General features: G+C 67.3%; 2 protein-coding genes. One reads left to right on the top strand and one right to left on the bottom strand.

Translation table 11 applies throughout. The features are described 5' to 3' along the window. Positions 1-342: 342 nt before the first annotated feature. Positions 343-1,005: a DNA-3-methyladenine glycosylase gene (locus ACFWUY_RS41815; protein WP_384122362.1), complete on the bottom strand. Its 663-nt coding sequence runs from the start codon at positions 1,003-1,005 to the stop codon at positions 343-345. An 87-nt stretch (positions 1,006-1,092) separates the two neighbouring features. Here ACFWUY_RS41815 and ACFWUY_RS41810 point away from each other — a divergent pair. Further along, on the top strand, positions 1,093-1,185 hold a 93-nt coding region (locus ACFWUY_RS41810), incomplete at its 3' end, for a sporulation protein (protein ID WP_384122366.1).

Raw genomic sequence — 1,185 nt, 5'->3', positions numbered from 1 at the left:
GCACGCTGTTGAGTTCTCAAGGAACGGACGCTTCCTTCGTACTCACCCTCACGGGCTTTCCTCCGGGCTTTTCCCTCCGGTACTTCGTGTTTCCAATCTTACCAGATCCGTTTCCGTTCCGTTTCCGGTTCGGAATTTGTATCTGGTGGCCTGTTGGCTGCCTTTCGCCTCTCGGCGTTGTCACTACTTTAGCTGATCCATTCGGCGACTCATAATCGAGCCATTCGAATTCCAATTCCGGCATGCCGGAATAGACCCCTGCTGGGGCGTCATCTTCAGTAGTGGGTGGCTGCTGCGGGGTGCTTGAAGAAGCAGGCCCGTTCACCAGCTGCTCGGGCTACGTTAGGCGTTCGGTTCTTCGGAGTCAAGTCTACGCTTCCGGGGTGTGTGGGCGCGGTACGGACTCACCGTCGGGTCCTCCTCGATCCAGAAGCGCCAGGGGTGAGGGGCGCCGTCGCCGCCGACACCCGTGCGGGGTCCGGTGCGGATGCGGTGCGGCTCGGGTGGGGTGCCGGTGAGGACGGTCAGGGGGGCGTCCGGGCCGGCGCAGGTGTCGGTGCCGTTCAGGGAGAGCGCGACGTCGAGGGCCGTGGCCAGGCGCGCGGGGCCCTTCGCCAGCTCGTGGTCGTAGCGGGCCGAGCGGCGGCGGGGACGGGCCTGGTCGGCGCCCGTGAGGATCTCGCCCGCCCGCAGCAGGACCCCGCTCGCGTGGCCCTCGGGACCGCACACCAGGTTGAGGCAGTGCCACATGCCGTAGGTGAAGTAGACGTACGCGTGTCCGGGCGGGCCGAACATGACGGCGTTGCGGGCCGTGCGTCCCCGGAAGGCGTGCGAGCCGGGGTCGATCGCGCCGGCGTACGCCTCCACCTCCGTGAGGCGCAGTTCCATCCGGCCCTCGTCGGAATTGCGGACGAGGGTGCGGCCGAGGAGGTCGGGGGCCACCTCCAGGACCGGGCGGTCGAAGAAGGCTCGCGGGAGCGGCGTACGGTCGGGGGTCTCGCTCATGGCGTCCGAGCGTAACGGGATCCCCTGGGGAACCGGCTACGGTCGTCGCGCGTATGTAGGGGTCAGGACCGAGAAGGAGTGAAGTTCATGGGATTCAAGAAGCTGCTCGCGAGCCTGGGTGCCGGTGGGGCCAGCGTGGAGACGGTGCTCACCGAGGCGAACGTGGTTCCGGGTGGTGTC

Origin of the sequence: Streptomyces sp. NPDC058664, from assembly GCF_042716635.1 — a bacterium.
GTDB lineage: Bacteria > Actinomycetota > Actinomycetes > Streptomycetales > Streptomycetaceae > Streptomyces.
The sequence above is the reverse complement of the archived record's forward strand: the minus strand, read 5'-3'. Positions and strand labels throughout refer to the sequence as shown.

What these genes read in the sequence shown, in the direction of transcription:
- ACFWUY_RS41815 (WP_384122362.1), bottom strand. Translation starts at nt 1,005, where the DNA reads ATGAGCGAGACCCCCGACCGTACGCCGCTCCCGCGAGCCTTCTTCGAC.